The following is a 19481-nucleotide window of genomic DNA, read 5'->3' on the forward strand; positions in this document are numbered from 1 at the left end:
AACCTGTTCTAGTGGGGCTGACGGTGGAGGAATTCGACGTCGTGGTCGTCGGCTGCGGCGCGGCCGGAATGACCGCCGCGCTCACCGCAGCGCGGCACGGTCTGAGCGTGGCTGTCGTCGAGAAGGCCGAGGTGTACGGCGGCTCCGCGGCCCGTTCCGGCGGCGCCCTGTGGCTGCCCGGCAATGCCGTCCTCCGCGCGGCCGGCGTGGTGGACGACGACGCGGCCGCCCGCCGGTACCTGGCCCACGTCGCCGGTCCGGAGGTAGCCGAAGCTCGGCGCGACGCGTTCCTCCAGCACGGTCCCGACGTCCTCGACCTGGTCCGCGAGCACACACCCCTCGACTTCGCCTGGGTGCCGGGCTACCCGGACTACTACCCCGAGGCACCCGGCGGGCTGCCCGGTGGACGCACCGTCGAGCCGCGCCCGCTGGACACCCGGCTTCTCGGGTTCGACGCGGACACGCTCGCCCCGCCGTACCGGGCCGCGCCGGCCGGCTTCGCGGTGACCGCTGCGGATTACCGGTGGCTGTCGCTCGGCGCGCGGCACCCGCGTGCGGTGTGGACAGCGGCCCGACTCACCGCCTCCGGGCTGACCGCGAGCGTCAGGCACCGCCACCGGCTCACCATGGGCCAAGCGCTCGCCGGCGGACTCCGCGCCGGATTGCGCGCGGCCGGAGTGCCGGTCCTGCTCGGCGTTCCGCTGCAGGAGCTGATCGTGGTGCAGGGCCGCGTCGCCGGGGTCCTCGCCGGGACTGCGACCCATCCCGAACGACTGCGCGCCCGCCGCGGGGTCGTCGTGGGCAGTGGCGGCTTCGAACACCACGCGGAGCTGCGCCGCAAACACCAACCGGTCGGGGTGGGTTGGAGCACCGGCGCGCCCGGCAACACCGGCGACGGCATCACGGCCGGCCACCGCCTCGGCGCCGCCCTGGACCTCATGGACGAGGCGTGGTGGGGGCCGACCCTGCCGCTGACCGGCGGACCCTACTTCTGCCTCGCCGAACGCAACCTGCCGCGCTGCATCCTCATCGACGGCACCGGTCGCCGCTTCGGCAACGAATCCGCGCCGTACGTCGATGCCGTACACGCCATGTTCGCTACACCGCGCCACGCACCCACCTGGCTGATCACTGACCAGGTCTACCGAAACCGCTACCTCTTCGCCGGGTACGGTCCCCGCGCCCCGCTGCCCCGACGCTGGTTCACCGCAGGCGTGGCCCACCGCGCGACCACCCTGGCCGAGCTGGCCGATCGGATCGGCGTGCCGACTCCCGCCCTGTCCGCCACCGTCGACCGCTTCAACGGGTTCGCCGCCACGGGCCACGACGACGACTTCGGCCGCGGCGACTCGGCGTACGACCGCTACTACGGCGACCCGCGGAACAAGCCCAACCCGTGCCTGGGGCCGATCAGCAAGCCACCCTTCTACGCATTCCAGGTGGTGCCCGGCGACCTCGGCACCAAAGGCGGCCTGCGCACCGACGAGCATGCTCGGGTGCTCCGCGAGGACGGCACGCCGATCCCCGGCCTCTATGCCGCGGGCAACGCCTCCGCCGCGGTGATGGGCCGCAGCTATGCCGGCGCGGGCGCCACGCTGGGACCCGCAATGACCTTCGGCTACCTTGCTGCCCTGGACCTCGCGCGCTCCTAACCTCAAGCCCGCCTCAGCGGTCGGTCAGGAACCGTCAAGGCCGCTCAGATCCCCGGTCGTCCCCGCCGAACAGGCGGCTGTTCGCGCCCCGTGGACCACCGTCGCACCGTGAGGGATCAATGCCGAGAAAGCTGGGACCTGCCGTCATCGGCTTCGCGCTCACCGCTGCCCTGTCGCTGTCCGTCGCAGCCGCCGCCGTGTCGATGATCGGTGCGAACGAGCCAGACACGCGGACCTTGACCGCAGTGCCGGCGGCGCAGCGCACCATCGCGCTGGACGTCCAGGACTACACCGACGCCATGCGCCGCCAGGCCCTCACGGCGCCGACCGCCAAGGGACCGAACCGGGCGACGGCGACGGAGCTGATCGAGCTGACCTCCAAGACCGTCCTCGCCGATCTGGCCCCCGTGCGGCCGGGCACCATCGCGCCCGAACGGGACGCGCTCATCGCCGCGGTCGAGGAATTCCGGCGGGTGTGCCTCACCGAGCTCGGCCGTACGCACGCCCGCGGCACCGACGCGCCGACAGTGCCCCCGGCCCTGGCCGCCGCCGAGTCCCGCCTGATCATCGCCGCCGAAGCCGCCGACCAGGCCGCGACTCTGGCGGAGCAGCGCAAGGCCGACGAGCGCAACCAGGTATTCGGAGACGCGCAACAGTCCACTCAGCGCCTGGCGATCATCGCGGTCATCGTGTTCACGATCCTCGGCCTGCTCTCCGCGACGGCTGCCGGCATCGCATTCCGGCTGCGGCGCGCCACAGCGGACGCCAGCTGACGCGCCCGGGTCAGGCGGCGAGGATCAGCCCGCTGGTCGGGACGCCGGTGCCGGCGGTGACCAGCACCGGACCGTCGCCCGGGATCTGGTTGACGGCACTGCCGCGAACCTGACGAACTGCCTCGGCAATGCCGTTCATGCCGTGAATGTACGCCTCCCCCAACTGCCCACCGTGCGTGTTGATCGGCAGCCGCTCCTCGGCGACGACATGCCGCGCCTCCCCCCGCCCACAGAAGCCCAGCTCCTCCAACTGCATCAGCACGTACGGCGTGAAGTGGTCGTACAGCACGGCCGTGCGCACGTCGTCCGGCGCGAAACCGGACTGCGCCCACAGCTGTCGCCCGACCACACCCATCTCCGGCAGTGCCGCGAGCGGTGAGCGGTAGTATCTGGTCATCACGTACTGGTCGGGCCCGCTGCCCTGGGCGGCCGCGCACACCACCGCGGGTGGCTGCCGCAGGTCCCGGGCTCGCTCAGCGGTTGTCACGACCAGCGCCACCGCACCGTCACTCTCCTGACAACAGTCGAGCAGTCGCAGCGGATCGGCGATGGGCCGGGAGTTGCGGTGGTCGTCCAGGGTGATCGGCCGGCCGTGAAACCAGGCGTGGGGATTCGTCGCGGCATACCGGCGGGCTGCCACCGCAACCCGCCCGAAGTCGTCCGTGCTGGCGCCGTAGTCGTGCAGGTAGCGCTGAGCCACCAGGGCGACCATCGCGGCCGGGGTGGCGAGCCCCATCGGATAGTGCCAGCCGGCATCGAGGCCGGGAGGCGAGGTCGCCTGTCCGAATCGGCGGCCCGACCGCTCATTGAGCGCCCGGTAACAGACCACCGTCTCGGCGATTCCGGCTGTCACGGCAAGCACGGCTTGCTGCACGACCGCGCAGGCCGCTCCCCCGCCGTACCCGATCCGGCTGAGGAAGGTGAGCTCGCCCGCGCCGATCTCCCGGGCGACCGCGATCTCGGCGTTCTCGTCCATCGTGAACGTCACCAGGCCGTCGACGTCGCTCGACCGCAGCCCGGCATCGTCCAGCGCAGCGCGGACCGCCTCGACGGCGAGCCGCAGCTCAGTGCGGCCGGAATCCTTGGAGAACTCGGTGGCCCCGATCCCGGCGATAGCCGCCGCCCGGGCTAGCACGACGCCACCCGAACCGTGGCGCTGACATGCTCACCCGACGCGGTACGCCCGCTCACGGACACCACCCGTTCGCCGCTCACCGGCGCGGTGGCTTGCCCCGTGAAAGTGAGCGTGTCGTTCGCGTGGCACGGCGCACCGAGCCGGATCGCCATCCCGCGCAGTCGGGCATCCGGCCCGGCCCAGTCGGTCACGTAGCGCTGCACCAGCCCGGTGGTGGTGAGGATGTTGAGGAAGATGTCCTTACCTCCGCGCTGGATTGCCGCATCCCGGTCGTGATGGACGTCCTGGAAGTCACGGGTCGCCAAGGCCGTACTGATGACAACGGTCGGGGTCACGGCCAGCTCCCAGGGCGGCAGCGACGTCTCCGCGGCGCCGCCGGGCCGCCAGATCGGCAGGGTGATCTCGTCGTCGAGCCGGTCGAAGGCGACCCGCACCGGATCGCCGATCCGCACCTCGTCGGGCTCGACCCCCCGCAGCTCGCCGACCATCCGGACCCCCTCGGCAAGGTCGACCAGCGCGACCACCACGGGCATGCGCCGGCCGGGCAACGGCGGATGCCGGTGCACCACAAAGCTGTGAATGTGGCCGGTGCCCGCCGCAACCACATACTCGGGCTTGGTCGCGCCGCATTCCGGGCAGGCCGGCCCGGGCGGATGCCGCACCGTGCCGCACTCGCCGCAGCGCTGAATCCGCAGCTCCCCGGCCGCGGTTCCCGCCCAGAAGAACGCGGTGTCGGCGCTGACCGTGGGCCGCAGCGGCGTGCCCGGCTGAGGCGGGGGTGGTGGCGGGTCACCGGGACGGAACTTGAGCACCCGAAAGCGCATGCTCGCCACCGGCTCGTCCGCCACAAACCAGGTGCTCTCGGTCGTGACAAACCAACCTTCACCGAGCGCCGTTCGTTTGGGGCCGGTCACGTCGGTCAGCCTGCTGCGCACCGAAAGCTGCTCCCCGTCGCGCAGATAGCGGTGGTAGCTCTGATCGCAGTTCGTGGCGACCACCGAGGTGAAACCGGCATCGTCCAGCGCCGCGGACATCGCCCGCAACGGATCGGCGGGGCCCGGATCGGCGGGCCGCAACCCGGGCATCGTCCACACCTGCACCATCGCCGGCGGGGCGAGGCTGTCACGCTCATACACCGGATTGGTGTCGCCGATCGCCTCCAGCCAGCCGCGAACAGTCGGCAGATTCACCGGATCCCGGGCCAGGCGCGGCGGCGACTCCCCCGCCCCGGCAATACGTCGCGCAGCCGTCGTGATCGCGTCGTCCATCAGCCCACCTGTCTCGGTACTCGCGGCAACCCCAGACCCGCCGTCGCGATGAGTTCGCGTTGGATCTCGTTGACGCCACCGCCGAAGGTCAGCACCAGATTGCGTTTCGCCTGCAAGTCCAGCCACGACACCAACGCAGCGGTCTGCGGATCGGACGGATCACCGTGCCGGCCGACCGCTTCCTCCAGCTCCTGGCCGATGCGCAGCACCCATTCCGACGAGAACACCTTGGTCGCCGAGGCGTCGGCCACCCCCGCCGGCTCGCTGCCCGCCACCTGCCAGTTCAACAATTCATTGACCCGCAGGCATGCGTACGCCCGAGCAAGCGCGCGCCGCACGTCGGGCTGGTCGCGTACCCCTGGCTTCTCGGTAGCCCAAGCCTGCACCCGCGCCCAGAGCGCGCCCACCCGCCCAGCCGGACCCAGCATGACCCGCTCGTGGTTGAGCTGGGTGGTCAGCAGCCGCCAGCCGCCGTTCTCCGGCCCGACCCGCATGGCCTCCGGGACCCGCACATCGCTGAGGTAGACCGCATTCACGTGATGCGCGCCGTCACACGTGATGATTGGCGTCCACGAGTAGCCCGGGTCGCTGGTATCGACGATGAGGACGGACAGGCCCTTGTGTCGGGGTGCATCGGGGTCCGTCCGGCAGGCCAGCCACAGGTATTCGGCATCGTGAGCGCCCGTGGTGAACGTCTTCTGACCGTTGACCAGATAGCCGTCGCCGTCACGCACAGCCCGGGTCCGCAGCGCGGCCAGGTCGGTCCCGGCCTCCGGCTCGGTGTAGCCGATCGCAAAATGAACCTCGCCGGCCAGGATCCGCGGCAGAAAGAAGTCCTTCTGCGCCTCCGTGCCGAACGCCAGCAACGTCGGCGCCACGGTCTGCAACGTGACCGCGGGCAGCGGCACGTCAGCCCGGGCCGCCTCGTTCACGAAGATCTGCTGCGCCATCGGATCGTCGCCGCTGCCGCCGTACCGCTCGGGAAACCCGAGACCCAGCCAGCCATCCCGACCCAGCCGGGCCACCACCTCGCGATGCACCGGTCCGTGCCGCTCCTGCCGCAGCACGAGCCGCTGCTCTGCCGTCACGACCGTTTGCAGGTACGCCCGCAGCCGCTCGCGCAGCGCCTTCTGCTCCTCAGTCAGGTCGATGAACAACGCGCCCTCCCAGCCGGTGCAGGCAGTGTTCGGCGCCGCCGAGCCGGCGGGCCAGGTCACGCAACAGGGCGCTGTAGCGGTGCAGCGGATAGTCGACAGCCAGCCCTAACCCGCCGTGCAGGTGGTGACACGAGCGCACGGCGGGTAGGGCTTCGCTGGTCAGCCAGTACGCCGCCACCCACAGGTCGTCATCCGCTCGCCGCTCCACCTCGTCACGCTCCGGGCTGCTTTCTCCCTGCCCTTTTCCCCGCGTCGCATTTCGCGGGCTGGCTAGCTCTTCCCGCGCGATGTCTTTCCGCCCGGCGACTTCTTCCCACCTCGTGTCCTCCCGCCCCGCTCCTCTCCGCCCCACGCCTTCCCGCCCGGCGGCCTCTTCCCGCCCGGCGCCTTCTCGGCTGGCGGCCCTTTGATGTCGGGCGTCGAGGCGCCAGCATGCGGAGAGAACGGCTAGATGGAGGGTGCGGGAGGTGACGTACACGTCGGCGATCTGCTGGGCGACGGCTTGGAAGGTGGCGAGAGGGCGGCCAAACTGGTGCCGGGTGCGAAGGTGCTCGGCGGTCAGCGCCAGCGCCCCGGCCAGCGCCCCGTCACCTGCGGCACACGCAGCGGCAACGGCGAAGCGATGCAGGTCGGCGACGCAGCGGTGGTCGGCTTCGGGGCCGAGCGGTTCGGCGGCGACCCCGTCCATCCGTACCGTAAATTCGGAAGTCCCGGCCGACGTGGCCGTGCGCCGCACGGTGACGCCTTTCGCGCCCGGATCGATCAGCGCGACCGCGGTCCCGCCGGTGTGCCGGCGCACTGGGACGAGGATGCGGTAGGCCTGCTCGGCATCGGTCACGCCGGTCTTGGTGCCGGTGACTCGCCAACCCGACGTCGCGGTGGTGCGCGGCGTGTCCGGCAGCGGATCACCCGGCTCGGCGAGCGCGGCGGTGAGCACCCGCCCCTCCCCGACTCCGGCCAGGAGGTCGCGCTGGTGCTCGGGACTGCCCCACCGAGCCACTGGCAGCACACCGAGACCGAGCGTGGACGTGGCCGGGACTGCGGCCGCTCGCCGGGCAAGCTCGGCGAGCACCAGGCTGGTCTCCAGCACACCAAGCCCCGCGCCACCGAGCGCCTCCGGGACCGCGAGGGTGAGCAATCCTGCCTGCGCGAGGGACTTACCCAGCCGCTCCGGGTTGTCCACGTCGTCGGCCAGCACCTCATCGGCCAAGCGAACGATGGCCTGTTGCGCGTCATCCAATGCGAAGTCGGGACCCACAAAAGGATTAGAACACGTTTCAGTATTGCCACGCCACACACCGGGTCCGAAGTCCACTAGCCACCCGTTGGTACGCTGGTAGGACCTACAACGCGGCCACCGGCCGCCACCAGATCCACCGCGGAAGGTCAGCATGGCAGCGTCGAGAACGAATACCAGTAACGGCGCCGGCCGCAGCGCACTCGCCGGCGTGGAAGCCGCCCAGGGCTCCGCCGCCCAGCGAGATCGCCGCCGCCGCATCCTGGAAGCCACCCTGGCACTGGCCTCCAAAGGCGGCTACGACGCGGTCCAGATGCGCACGGTCGCCGAGCGAGCCGAAGTAGCGCTCGGCACCCTGTACCGCTACTTCCCCTCCAAGATCCACCTGCTGGTGTCCGCCCTGGTCCTCGAGTTCGAGATGATCCAGGAAAAGCTGGACCGCAAGCCGATCCCGGGCGACACCCCGCACGAACGGACCCTGCACGTCCTCACCCGCATGACCCGGGTCATGCAACGCGAGCCGCTGCTCACCGAAGCGATGACCCGCGCCTTCATGTTCGCCGACCCGTCCGCCAGCGCCGAGGTCAACGCCGTCGCGCAGCTCATGGAAGACATGCTCACCAACGCTATGCACGACGGCGAACCCACCGCCGACGACCGCGCCAAAGCCCGCATCATCGGCGACGTGTGGCTGTCCAACCTGGTCGCCTGGGTGACCCGACGAGCCTCAGCGAACGACGTGGTGACCCACCTCGAACTGGCGACCCGCCTGCTTCTGAGCTGAGCTCCTCCCGGCGCCGCGGCATAGTGCGCTTATCCCCACGCCTTCCCCGTCGGTCGCGTTGCGCGCCTTCTCGTGACGGACGCACCGCGGCGCCGGGACCCTCATCCCGGCGCCGCGTATGGACGGATCAGCCCAGCAGGGCGGTCAACTTGGCCAGCGACTGCTTCGCGGCCGTTCCGGCCTGCTTCTCGAGCATGCCCGCCATGGGTCCGGCCAGCGCCGGCCCGATGAACTCCATTTCGTACGTGATCCGCGACCCGCCACCGGCACCCGCCTCGACGAGGAAGATGCTCTTCGCCTTCACCCCCATCGGCCCGTCCCCGGCCAGCTCGAGCCGCCGCGCATCTTCCAAGGTCGCCACCCGCCACGCCATCTCGGCGGGCATGCCCATCAGCTTGACCTTCTGCTTGTAGGTGGCGCCCGCGCTCAGCACCGACGGAATGTCACCGGTGAAGCCCTCGTGCATCGTGTTCCACTCGGCGGCCCGCGGCAGGTCCAGCAACAGTTCCCAGACCTTCTGCGGTTCGGCCGCGGCATCGGCCGAGACACTGACCTTCGGCATCGCATCCTCCTTGGCAGGCAGCTCTCGCACAGAACTAGAACAGGTTATAGCACTGTGACCAGCTTCACTAGGTTCATTCCTGCTCTTCGCGACCGGCCAGAGTAGAACTCAAGTCAGCACGTCTCACGGTGGAGGACACACGGTGACCGAAAGCAACGGCGACCGGCCGACCGGTCACCACCCGTCAGCGGCCTGGCACCAGGACGCGGTGGTGCCTCGCGCTAAGCGGTCCAGGGATGGGCAGCCGGATCCCCAACAGGAACGGCGCCGAGCCATCAGCGACCTGGGCGACGAGCTGCGGAACCTCGTCGATCTGGCGGCGGCCACCGAGGTGTCGGCTGAGGATCTTGACCGGGCGGCGGTCCATGTCCGCGCTGCGGCTGCTCTGCTCGCCACCGAGCGACGCCACCGGCCCGCTACGCCGCGCGCTGATGACTTCCTCGACGGGATCCGGATGCACAACCCGGTGACCGGGGCCGGTAGTGCTTTTGCTCCGCCACTGCAGATTGTTCAGGAGGGCGGGCTGACGGTGGGGACGTGCACGCTCGGGCTTGCCTTTGAGGGACCGCCGAGCTATGTACACGGCGGAGTCAGCGCGATGCTGTTGGACCAGATGCTCGGGTACGCGGTGAGCGCCTCCGGCCACCCGGGAATGACGGTCCGACTCGACACCGTGTACCGCACCCCGGTGCCGCTGGAGACCCCCCTGCGCCTGACCGCCGAGGTGACCGCCATCGACGGTCGCAAGGTGACCGCGACCGGCACCGTCGCCACCGCCGCGGCCCCGGACACCCTCCTGGTCACCGCCACCGGCACCTTCGTGGCCCTCCGCGCTGACCAAGCCCGCCGCCTCTTCGGCGCGGTCAGCGGCATCACCGAGTAGACCGCCTCAGCCCGCCGAAACCGCCCACTTGTCGGACGCACCGGGCGGTACCGACCCGCATATCTGCGGCCGATCATGGGGCAAGTAGGGGAACATCGCGGCGAGCAGGATGTGCGGAAGCGCGGACAGTATGTCCACGATGACCATCCGGTGATAGCGCCGCGTGACCGGGTCGCGGGGGTCGTAGCGGACGGTGCCGTCATGGCGGGTCAGTAACGGACCGACATGACCACGCGCCGGTTGTACTTCTGCTGTTTGATGTTGACCGGGTTGATGCCGCCCGCACCGACCGTCCTGATCGAGATCTTGACGCCGAGCACCCGCAGGTAGGCGCGGACCGCGTTGGCGCGTTGCAGGGCCAGCTTCCGGTTGGCCGCGCGGGCCGACTTGGATGTCTTGGTGGTCTGGGTGTATCCCGTGATCACCACACCCTTGGCGCCGCGCATGGCGCTGGCCGAGGCGCGGAGGCTGCGCTTGGCCGTCAGGTTCAAGGCCGCTGACTGGTACGGGAAGATGAACGACCGCAGTTCGACCGTCCGCTTCGTCGGCCGCGGACCCGCGCCGGTCTTGGCTACGCACGAGTCGCTGAGCACGACCCAGTTGCTGTCGCGCACCGTGGTGCCGTCGGGCGCGGTGCCGGTGAGGATCAGCTGGTGGAGGCCGCCCAGTACGCAAGCCTTGGGTGGCATGACGACCGAGGCGCGGAAGCCGCCCGAGGAGTTGGTGACACCGGTGGCGATGACAACCGGGGTCGAGTTCATGGTCAGCCGGTAGGTCGAGGCGGGGGCGAGGCCGCCGCCGGTCAGGGTCGCCTCGGCGCCGACGAGCTTGGCGTCGGTCTTGAGGTCGAGGGCGAGGTTGATCCGTACGGGACCGCTCGGCGTCGGTGCGGGTGTGGTGGGTCCCGTGGTCGGCGGGGCGGTCGGGGACGGCGACGGGGTTGGCGTCGGGGTTGGCGTCGGGGTAGGAGTCGGTGTCAGCGTGGGCGTGGGAGTCGGCGTCGGCGTCGGGTTGGTGGGCGCAGGGTTGGGGTTGTTCGGAGAAGGCGACGGGGATGGCGAGGGCGCCGGGGTGACCACGGGCGGCGGGACGTAGGTGAAGACATCTTCCGCCTGGGCGGTGCCGGCGACCAGGGTGATGGACGCTGCCGTGGCGGTGGAGACGGCGGGCGTACGGAAGGTCAGGGTGGTGCCGTCCTCACTGGCCTCGAAATCGGGTTTGCGCAGGGTCACGGTGCCGATCCGGACGGCTGTGACGCCGTCGAGGCGGGTGCCGGTGATGGTGACCAGGGTGTTGCCGGCGATGACGCCAGAGGCTGGGGATACCCGGGTGATGGTGGGCGCCGCTGGGGTGATGACCAGCGTGCCTTCGACGTACTGAAAATTGTTGGGGTTGCTGTAGGCCATGGCGTCGACGGCCGTGAGCGTGCCGCCGGACGGGACCACCCGGTAGGTGCCCTGGGTGGTGGGTGCGTTCTGGAGCTGGTTGTTGCCGCTGAAGTAGGTGTAAGTGAGGTTGCCGATCGAGTCGCCGTCGAACAGGCCGGTGAACTGGGCGCTCGGGACGAGGGGCTCGCCTTCGCCGATCTGCAGGTCGTCGGCGATGACGGCCAGGGTGCGCTGCGCCGGGTAGACGACGAATGACACCGTCTCCGTTGCGCTCTCCGGGTCGGTGAGGGACTTGGCCGCGGTGTAGTTGGCCGAGGCGGCCTGGGTGCCGGTGATGGTGCAGGTGCCGCCGGCGATCGGGGTGACCGTGGTGCCGGACACCGTGCAGACGGACGGGGTCAGGGAGGTCAGCACGACCGGGGCGAGGGCGGCGTTGTTGTTCGGGGCGTTGCCCGTACGCGTGTCCTTGATCGTGGTCGTGACCGTGACCGTCGGGTTCTGGGTGAGCAGCACGGACCGCTTGTCCAGGGTCAGGCCGAGCGTGGCGTCGGCTTTGGTGATCGTGCCGACGATGGCCGGCCGCGGGTTGGACAGGGTGTAGTTGCTCTGGTCTCCGCCCGCCAGAGTGAGGTCGTTGCTCAAGGTGACCGGCTTGCTGACGCCCGGAGCGGCGTCGGCGAACGACGCGGCGTTCTGCGGGGCGCTGAGTTTCACATCGTCGCCCTCGACCGCGCCGGTCAGGGTGAAGGCGCTGACCTGGACGTCTGTCGTGCCGTCGTAGACCCGGTCGGCGCGGGCGGCGCCGGCGGTCAGCGGCTTGGGTGTGATGGTGATCTGCACCGGCACCCGGGTGGCCTCGTAGAAGACCGACCGGTCGGTGTTGGTGGTCTTCATCTCGAAGGACCGCACGCGGACCTCCCAGGAGACGACGCTGGTGCCGTCACCGCCGCAGGAGACCACCGAGTACGCCACGTTCTTGGGCAGGCCAGGCTGCCAGGCATTGGGGTCGGCGGAGCAGGAGGAGTTGCGGAATTCCCACTCGACGGCGGTGATCGGGTCGGGTACGGAGCTCGCGGTGTACGAGATGTCGGCCGGATTGTTCAGCTGGCCCCGGTAGGCGAACGTCCCGCCCCGGGCCGAGGTGGCGGTGAGCGTGAGCGGCGTGCCGGTGATGGTGACGCGGACCGGCGCGGGATCGTTCAGCCACACGTACCGGTTGGCGGTGTAGGTGGCGCGGCCGCGGGACACCCGGATCATGTAGTCGCCGGCGGCCTGCGGGATGCCGCCGACCACGTTGCGGGTGAAGCCGGTGGCGTCGTAGCGCTCCTTGGTGACGTACTCGTAGCCGTCGGCCGGGACCGTGAAGGCGTTGGGTCCGATGAAGCCGGTGGTGGTGTGTCCCATCGTGAACGGCGTGCCGGCCGCCACCGTGAGGTCGCTGGTGGCACCGTTGACGGTGGTCGTCGCGGTCACGGGTACGGCGCAGCCGAAGCCGAACCGCTGCGCGGGTTTCGTGGTGTCCGTCGGGGTGACCACGATGGTCTTGGGTCCCCACGGGTTGGTCAGGTCGCTGCCGAGTCCGGCGAAGTCGATGTCGACCTGCCCGGCGGTGTAGTTCGTGGTGGGCACGGTGGTGCCGTCGACGGTGACCGTGCCGGCGTTGCCGAACGCGCCCGGCGTGGACGACATCGTGACGGTGGCCGGGGTGTGGGTGAGGTTACCGCTGGCGGGCTGGCTGGTCTTCAGGCACAGGCCGTAGAGCGGGCTCACCTGCAGCGACGTGCCCGCGGCCAGGTATTCGATGCCGTAGTTCAGGTTGGTGGTGCCGACGTCGGTGACGACGGTGACCCACTTCCAACCGCCGGCGCCGAACGTGCGCGGCGCGTCGAAGGTGACGGCGTTCGCGGTGACGTTCGTAGGGACGACGGTCTTGAGGTCGGTGGTGGCGTTGTTGGAGACGATGACCCGGGTGGCGCTGGGGTCGGTGCCGGCCAGGTTCGCGCCGGTGATGCGGAACGAGCCGTCGACGTCGGCGTCCGGGTCGAACTGGTAGCGGGCGGCGTGGCCGAGGTCGTTGACGGACCGGACGCTCGTGATGGCCGGGATCGGGGCGTCGCCGACGTAGCGCAGCGCCACGGCCCGGGTGGCGTTCAGCGTCGAGCCGGTGGGTGTGACGGTGACCGAGGCGTTGCCCGCGGCGTGGGCCGGGGCGGTGAAGATGATGGCGGTGTCGGTCCATGAGGTCACGGTGGCCGTGGTGTTACCGACCTTGACTACGCCGGCGGTGCCGAAATTCGAACCCTGGACCCGGACGGAAGCGCCGCCCATGGCCGGGATGTCGAGCAGCAGGCCGTTCGGCACGATCGCCAGGCGCGGGTCGATGTAGAGGATGTTGTACGGGTCCGGGCCGACGTAGGTGATCGCCGGCGGGCTGACCCGCACGCTGCCCTTGATCGGTGCGGCCGCGCCGGTCGGCGTGACGGTGATGGCGAGCTGACCGGCCACCGTCGTCGGTACGACCACATTGCTGATGACGGTCCCGTCCGACGTCGCGGTGTAGGGCGCCGCCGCGGCGTTGCCGACCTTCACCGTGCCGGTCGTGCCGAAGCCGCCGCCGTTGAGGGTGATCCGCGCGGCGTTGCCCGTCGCGTACGAGGGGACGATCGCGGGTGTGACCTGGCTGATGCCGGTCGCCGGCCGTACGGTCAGCGCGTTGGGTTTGCTGAGCAGCCCGGTCGTGGCGCCGACCTGGACGGTCTTGACGCCGGTCAGGTCGGACAGGACGGGCACCTCGAAGGTCACCGAGGTGGCGGTCGACGCGGTCACCCGCGCCCAGACACCGTCGACGGCGACGCCGGGAGTGAGCGCGGCCCCGAAGTTGGTGCCCGTCAGCGTCACCTCGTCGCCGACTCCCGCGGTGCTGGGGTTGACGGTGGAGACGGTCGGTGCGGCGCCGGGCGCCGTCAGGGTCAACGCGGCCGGGTCCGAGATACCGCCGCCTTGCCCGGAGCCGACCTGGACGTCGACGGGACCGGTGGTGTTCTGCGCGAGCGGGACGACGGCGGTCAGCTTGGTGGCGCTGACCCGGATCACGGACGGGGATTTGACGCCGTTGATGATGACGGTGGGCTTGCCGGTGGTGCCGAAGTTCGTGCCCAGGATGGTGATCGTGGAGCCACCGGAGTTCGCCGCGCTGCTCGGCGTGAGCGAGGTGATGGCCGGGCGGGCGACGTACGTGTAGGTGCCGGGCGCCTCGGTGCTCCCCCAGGGGTTGGTGAAGGTGAGTTTGACCGGTCCGGGCGCGGACACCGCGGGCGCGACGAATTCGACGGTGTCCCAGGCCTGGGCGTACGCCTCGAGGTCGTTGAACTGGCCTTCGGCGATCTCGCCCATGACCGGGGTGATGTCCTGGTTCGGCACTGTCACGTCACCGAACTTGACGGTGAGGTTGTGGCCGCCGGAGTACAGGAATTTGCCCTTGACCCGGATCTTCGTGCCGCCGGTGACGCTGCCGTAGACGGGTGAAAACGAGATGTTGCTCGGGGCGGGGGCGACCCAGTCGACGTTCCGGGACCACTTCGTGGTGCAGTAGGACGCGTCATAGGTGTAGCCGCCGCCCTGCGTGCACAGGGCCGCGATCAGCTTGCGTGGGCCGGATCCGGCGAGTGCCTGCTGGCTGACGCCGAAGGGGTGGAAGTACGGGGTCCCGGACGGGCCGCCATATCCCACCGCCATGAAGGGCAGGGCATCCGTGCCGTCCGGCTTGACGACGAAGAAGCCGACCTGCGAGCCCAGACCGATGCCGGTGCCCCGGACCATGATCTTCGACGCGAGGGTGAGCGGGGTGGGCACATCGACCTGGGTGATCTCGTAGTTGTCGGTGTAGTTCACAGCTCCCGGAACGACGAGGGTGCTGCTGGCGCTGCCGCAGGTGAACGTCATCGAAATGTCGACGCGGCCGGTGTCGTAGTTCGGCGACGCGGCCGGGAAAATGAGGTACTGGGTCAGTCCGGTGTCGTTGTCGATGTTGCCACCGAGCATCTGGGCCGCCTGGGCAGTGCCCACCCAGGCCTGGGTCTGGCAGACGCCGGGCGGCGGATAGCCGTCGCGCAGCAGCAGGGTCACCACGCCGCCGCCGGACACCGGGGTCGCAGAGCTGGTCACGCTGACGACCTCCGGGGACGGGGCCACTCCGTTCCAGATGGCGACGTGATAGTCCTCGGTCGAGGCGTCCGTGCCGGTGACGGTAACGACGACCTCGTTGCGCCCGCGACTCAACGACAGGACCACGTTGCCGTTGCCGGCGATGCTCTGCGGGGCGCCGTTGAGCGTGACGGCGAGCGTCGCATTCGGATCCGTGGCCGTGGGCTTGATGGTGGCCGAACCTGTCCAGTTGACGAGCTGGTAGAAGTGCGCGTTGGTGTTGAACGCCGGCGCGAGCGCCCCGCCGTTGTTGACGACCACCTGCAGACCGCTCAGCGAGGTGTCCGCCGTGCTCGCCGGCGTCACTGGCGCCTGCATCAGCGGCGTCTGAGGCAGGGGTGCCGCCGCGGCGCCCGGCGGCGCCACGAGCAGCCCCGCGACCATGATCAAGGCGGTCAGCCCGGCGAAACGGCGGCCCATCATGATCATTTCGTACGTCCTCAGGCGCGCAGGGAACAGTCGAGCCTGATCCTGCCCGGATGCATCGCCGCCGGTCGGGTGTTTCGTGAATTTATGTCACGAGAGGTCCGTGGTGAGAATCTGCTCGATGTTGCGCTCGGCCAGTGCCGTGATGGTGACGAACGGATTGACACCGATGTTGCCGGGAATCAGCGAGCCGTCGATGACATACAACCCCGGAAAACCGGGTAGCCGGCCGTAATTGTCGGTCGCCTGGTTCAGGATGCAGCCGCCGAGCGGGTGGTAGGTGAAGTCGTCGCCCCAGATCTTGTTCTGGCCGAACAGGTCCCGCCGGTACATGGTGCCCTGCCGGGTGTTGATCTTGTCGAAGACGCGCTTCGCCGCGTCGATGGCCGGCTGGTTCTGCGCGGTCTGCCAGTTCAGGCCCACCGTCCCGGCGCCGCTGTCGAAGACGAACGTCGCCCGGTTCGGATTCCTGGTGATGGCCAGGTACAGGCTGACCCACAGTTCGACCCCGGTCGGGAACGGCGCGATCTCGGCGAACACCGGCCCGGCCGGATCGGTCCAGTTGTCGATGCCCATGGCCGGCATGCCCGCCTGCAACGGTCCGGTGGTGTTCCAGACGTGATTGGCCCGGGCCACCATCACATTGCCGTTGTTGCCCCAGCCCTGCCCCACCGTGTCGGGCAGGCCGGCCAGCGCGCCGCCCGCCTTCATCGCGACCAGGAGCTTGCTCGTGCCGACACTGCCGGCCGCGAAGAACACCCGGTCGGCACGGACGATCTTTGTCGCCACCGCTTCTCCCCCGGTGCCGATCTGGGTCATCGTCACCGCATAGCCGCCGGCTGCTGCCGGGGCCACAGCCGTCACGACGTGCTGCGTGGTCACGGTCAGCCGGCCGGTCGCGGCCGACGCGGCGAGATACGTCTTGTCCAGCGTACGTTTGCCGTAGTTGTTGCCGTAGATGACTTCACTAGCCAGGGCTGACCGTGGCACCGTGCCGGCCTGCTCCCGCGCCATGTACGTGAAGTCGTACACGTTAGGCACGAAGGTCGTCCGGTACCCGGAGGCGTTGGCCTGGTTGCGACTGAGCCGGGCATACTTGTAACACTCCGCGGCCTCGAACCACGCGGGATCGATGTAGTTCACGCCCAGCGCGGCGTTGGCGCGCGGGAAATAGGTGCTGTACATGGCGTTCGCGTCCACCGACGGCAGCACTTCCTCGAAGTACTCCCGCCGCGGCTGGACAGCCATGCCGCCGTTGACCAGCGAGCCGCCGCCCAGCCCCCGGCCCTGGTAGACGCGGATCCCGGCGAAGTGCTCGGAATCCAGCACTCCGGTGTACCTCTCGATCGCCTTGTTCGCCGGAATGCCGAGGAAGTAGCCGAGGGGCTGGTCGGTCGAAGTGCGCAGCCAGTAGGAGCGCCGATCCGGGCGCAGCATGTTACAGAAGACGGCGCCGTCCGAGGCGGGCGTATTCCAGTTCATGCCCATCTCGACGATGCAGGTCGGGATCCCGGCCTGGGTCAACCGCAGTGCAGCGACCGCGCCGCCGTAACCGCTGCCGATGACCAGCGCTGGCACATGGTCGTCGTGGGCAAGGGTCGCCCCGGCCGCGGAGGCCCGGGCGAGCGGGGACAGCGCGCCGGCCACAGCCGCCGCGGCTCCGCCTCGGAAAAGGGTGCGCCGCGAGACCGCCCGCGGCGCGGGGTGCTGGTACATGGGGTGTTCCTTCCCCGTCGCAGGCGGATCTCCAGCCCATTTTCCCGTGCGGCCGTGCGCTCTTCGGCTTCTTCGGACACGGCTGCGCTCCGTGGGGCACGACCGGCTCTCCTCGGGCAGGGTTGTCCGCCCGGAAGGCGTGCGTCTTCCGGTTGTCGAGGGGTTCCGGTCTGTCGTGGTGATCGAAGCGGCGGGCGAGCTGGATCAGGCGCCGTTGGCGATGTCGTTGGCAGCGATGTAACCGAAGGTCATCGCGGGACCGATGGTGGAACCCGCACCGGCGTAGCTGTGTCCCATCACCGCGGCGCTGGAGTTCCCCGCCGCATAAAGACCGGGAATGACCGGGCCGTTCGCATGCAACACCCGGGCTCGGGCGTCGGTCCGCAACCCGCCCTTCGTCCCGAGATCCCCCGGAACGATCTTGCAGGCGTAGTACGGCGGCAGCCACAGCGGTGCGAGACAGGAGTTCGGCCGGACCGCGGGGTCCGTGTAGTAGTGGTCGTACACGCTGTCGCCTCGGCGGAACTCGGTGTCGCGCCCGGTGCGCGCGAAGCCGTTGAACCGGGAGACCGTACCCGTGAGGGCGCTCGCCGGCACACCGATCTTCTCGGCCAGGCCGCCGAGAGTGGGGGCGCGGAAGACGGCGCCGGCGGCGTACCAGGAGTCGGGGAACGGCAGCATCGGCGCGATGTCGCCGAACAGATAGCGGTTGCGGTAGTTCTGGTCGAAGATCAGCCAGGCGGGGATGTCCGGCGTGATCCCGTTCTTCTCGTACATGACGTGCACGACGTCGCTGTACGGCGCCGCCTCGTTGACGAACCGCACACCGGCGCTGTTGACCATCAGACTGCCGGGCAGCGTGCGCTCGGCCAGGCAGAAATAGGGCTCCTCCGGCAGCGGAATCGCCGGCCCCCACCACGAGTCCTCGAGGAAGTCGGAGGCGGCACCGGCCCGCAGGCCAGCCGCGATGCCGTCCCCGGTGTTCTCCTTGGCCCCGACGGTCCACTCGGTCCCGATCGGCTGCTGCTGATAGGTCAGCCGCATCGCCAGGTTGTGTTCGAACCCGCCGGCCGCGACGACGACCCCCTGATTCGCCCCGATCACCGTCGAGACGCCGTTGCGCTTGACGACAACGCCGGTCACCCGACCGTTCGCATCGAACTGGAAGTCCTCGAACGGCGTGTTCAACCACACGGGTACGCCGGCGCGCAGCAACCCGGCCCGCAGCCCCGCCGCCAGCGCCTGCCCCATGGTGAGCGGCGTCTGTCCATGCAGGACGGCATTCGCGTAGCGCGCTACGCATTCCAGGGACGTAGCCAACCCGCGGGCATTGACCAGGGAGAGCACCAGCCACTTGTAATCGGCACTGAACACGGAAACACCGGCGGGCGTCGGCATGTAGGCCGGATTGAGGCGCGTCAGCTCCTCGCCCAGCAGCTTGCCGTCAAACAGGTCCGGCTCGATCGACCGCCCCTGCGGCATCCCGCCGGACAGCTCAGGATAGTAGTCGGAGTAGCCGTCCATCCACCGGAACCGCAGCGGGCTGTGTGCCATGACGAACGAGATCATGGCCGGCCCGTTGTCGAGAAACGCCTGCTGCTTCGCAGTCGGCACATCCCCGTCGACCACCGCCGCCAGATAGGTGGCAGCCTTCGCGGGCGTGTCCGGCACCCCCGCCTGAAGAATGATCTCGTTGTTGGGAATCCAGATCCCGGCGCCGGACCGTGCCGCCGACCCCCCGAACGTCGGCGCCTTCTCCACCACTACGACACTGAAGCCCTGCGCGGCCAGTCGCAGCGCGGCCGTCATCCCGGCAGCACCACACCCGATCACGACCGCGTCGTACTGCTGAGCGGCGGCCCGTACAGCACGCCCGAGAACGGCTGGCCCCACCGCCATACCGGTACCGACAGCGGCGGCGCCCGCAAGAACCTGGCGACGACTGAGGGGCAGGGACATCGGTCCTCCTCGGACGGCTTCCGCACTGCAACGTGTTCTACTGTTGTTAAGAAACTTGTTGTTGTCAATGAGAATCTTAAACAAGAACGCGATACAGCTTTGAGGCTGATGGTCGGCGCGGGACACGCCAGAAACCTCCCGCCCCATCGCACCCCCAGGGCACCGCGCCGCGTCAACCCCGCGTCCGGCTCGGAACGCCGGGCCCTCGACCCTCGACCCTCGACCGAAGCAGCACACCGGTCCCGTGTGAGTAACGTTGACGTTCCGGACTTTTCCCCATAACGCGCTTCAGGCTCCGCGGCCGCCTCACCACATCCCGCCCCCGCGATCAATCGAAG

At 69.7% G+C, this 19481-nt stretch carries 12 protein-coding genes and 1 pseudogene; 4 read left to right on the forward strand and 9 right to left on the reverse strand.

All coding sequences use genetic code 11. From position 1 onward, the window contains the following. The first annotated feature begins 11 nt into the window (after nucleotides 1–11). Both kstD (ACIA1L_RS22155) and ACIA1L_RS22160 read left to right on the forward strand, forming a co-directional pair. Nucleotides 12–1652, forward strand: a complete 1641-nt coding sequence (gene kstD / locus ACIA1L_RS22155) for a 3-oxosteroid 1-dehydrogenase (RefSeq protein WP_396074757.1) — start codon at nucleotides 12–14, stop codon at nucleotides 1650–1652. 119 nt (nucleotides 1653–1771) lie between these two features. Next, the gene (locus tag ACIA1L_RS22160; RefSeq protein WP_396074758.1) at nucleotides 1772–2425 is read left to right on the forward strand and encodes a hypothetical protein; all 654 of its coding nucleotides are present in this window, start codon (nucleotides 1772–1774) and stop codon (nucleotides 2423–2425) included. 10 nt (nucleotides 2426–2435) lie between these two features. Here the strand turns inward: ACIA1L_RS22160 and ACIA1L_RS22165 are convergent, their stop codons facing one another. From ACIA1L_RS22165 to ACIA1L_RS22185, 5 genes and pseudogenes are all read right to left on the reverse strand, one after another. Beyond that, nucleotides 2436–3560, reverse strand: coding sequence for a lipid-transfer protein (locus ACIA1L_RS22165; protein ID WP_396074759.1), 1125 nt, complete (start codon nucleotides 3558–3560; stop codon nucleotides 2436–2438). After that, nucleotides 3554–3916: a MaoC/PaaZ C-terminal domain-containing protein gene (locus ACIA1L_RS22170; RefSeq protein ID WP_396074799.1), complete on the reverse strand. Its 363-nt coding sequence runs from the start codon at nucleotides 3914–3916 to the stop codon at nucleotides 3554–3556. Before ACIA1L_RS22170 ends, ACIA1L_RS22165 begins: the two co-directional genes overlap by 7 nt. 24 nt (nucleotides 3917–3940) lie before the next feature. Then, nucleotides 3941–4828, reverse strand: a pseudogene (locus tag ACIA1L_RS22175) (bifunctional MaoC family dehydratase N-terminal/OB-fold nucleic acid binding domain-containing protein); the annotation flags it as partial. Further along, a complete protein-coding gene (locus tag ACIA1L_RS22180) occupies nucleotides 4828–5985 on the reverse strand; it encodes an acyl-CoA dehydrogenase family protein (protein WP_396074761.1) in 1158 nt (385 codons plus the stop codon). The pseudogene ACIA1L_RS22175 and the gene ACIA1L_RS22180, both read right to left, overlap by 1 nt. Then, entirely contained in the window at nucleotides 5966–7243 is a 1278-nt protein-coding gene (locus ACIA1L_RS22185) for an acyl-CoA dehydrogenase family protein (protein WP_396074762.1), read from the reverse strand. Before ACIA1L_RS22185 ends, ACIA1L_RS22180 begins: the two co-directional genes overlap by 20 nt. Nucleotides 7244–7376: 133 nt before the next feature. Here ACIA1L_RS22185 and kstR point away from each other — a divergent pair, with 133 nt between their 5' ends. Next, complete coding sequence (kstR, locus tag ACIA1L_RS22190) at nucleotides 7377–8006, forward strand: cholesterol catabolism transcriptional regulator KstR (protein ID WP_396074763.1); 630 nt, start codon at nucleotides 7377–7379, stop codon at nucleotides 8004–8006. A gap of 127 nt (nucleotides 8007–8133) precedes the next feature. Here kstR and ACIA1L_RS22195 read toward each other — a convergent pair whose 3' ends face one another. Then, on the reverse strand, nucleotides 8134–8568 hold the full coding sequence (locus ACIA1L_RS22195; protein WP_396074764.1) for an SRPBCC family protein: 435 nt from the start codon (nucleotides 8566–8568) through the stop codon (nucleotides 8134–8136). A gap of 142 nt (nucleotides 8569–8710) precedes the next feature. Between ACIA1L_RS22195 and ACIA1L_RS22200 the strand changes: the two genes are divergently transcribed. Then, a complete protein-coding gene (locus tag ACIA1L_RS22200; RefSeq protein ID WP_396074765.1) occupies nucleotides 8711–9451 on the forward strand; it encodes a PaaI family thioesterase in 741 nt (246 codons plus the stop codon). Between the two features lie 209 nt (nucleotides 9452–9660). On the opposite strand, the gene ACIA1L_RS22205 is transcribed toward ACIA1L_RS22200, so the two are convergent. The 3 genes from ACIA1L_RS22205 to kstD (ACIA1L_RS22215) all read right to left on the reverse strand — a co-directional run bounded on the left by ACIA1L_RS22205 (nucleotide 9661) and on the right by kstD (ACIA1L_RS22215) (nucleotide 19083). Further along, entirely contained in the window at nucleotides 9661–15471 is a 5811-nt protein-coding gene (locus tag ACIA1L_RS22205) for an IPT/TIG domain-containing protein (RefSeq protein WP_396074766.1), read from the reverse strand. An 87-nt stretch (nucleotides 15472–15558) separates the two neighbouring features. Beyond that, nucleotides 15559–17184: a GMC oxidoreductase gene (locus tag ACIA1L_RS22210; RefSeq protein WP_396074767.1), complete on the reverse strand. Its 1626-nt coding sequence runs from the start codon at nucleotides 17182–17184 to the stop codon at nucleotides 15559–15561. 204 nt (nucleotides 17185–17388) lie between these two features. Next, on the reverse strand, nucleotides 17389–19083 hold the full coding sequence (gene kstD / locus ACIA1L_RS22215; protein WP_396074800.1) for a 3-oxosteroid 1-dehydrogenase: 1695 nt from the start codon (nucleotides 19081–19083) through the stop codon (nucleotides 17389–17391). Nucleotides 19084–19481: the final 398 nt, after the last annotated feature.

Origin of the sequence: Actinoplanes sp. NPDC051859, from assembly GCF_044452725.1 — a bacterium.
Taxonomy (GTDB): Bacteria; Actinomycetota; Actinomycetes; order Mycobacteriales; family Micromonosporaceae; genus Actinoplanes.